General features: G+C 68.8%; 1 protein-coding gene. It reads right to left on the bottom strand.

Annotated features, from left to right (window positions below; genetic code table 11):
- Positions 1-330 (bottom strand): hypothetical protein (locus AC0IYH_RS30315; protein ID WP_471837841.1); only part of this gene is annotated, 330 nt, incomplete at both ends.

The following is a 330-nucleotide window of genomic DNA, read 5'->3' as shown; positions in this document are numbered from 1 at the left end:
CCGCCGCTTTGCCCCGATCGGCCGATCTCGTTCGCGATCGACCACAGGACGATGGGCAGGGCGCCGCCATCGTTGCTGAAGCGTCGGCCGCGACCGTGCTTGCGTCCGACGATCGCGGGCAGGATGACGAAGCCGAGCACGACCAGCCAGAAGATCAGCCCGATCGGGATGCCGCCGCCGTTGTTGCGGCGCTGCGTCTTGTGCGTGCGGTCGAACTCCTTGATCGCCGCGTCGGTGCGCGCCTGCGCTTCCTCGGGCGAGGCGCGCAATTGCTTGTCGATCGCGTCGACACCGGCGATCATCGCCGAGTTGATGTCGTCGCCCGCGCGC

The sequence above is a fragment of the Pseudomonas sp. AC463 genome (genome assembly GCF_979253585.1).
Note: the sequence above shows the minus strand (reverse complement) of the source record. Positions and strands in the feature narration are given on the sequence as shown.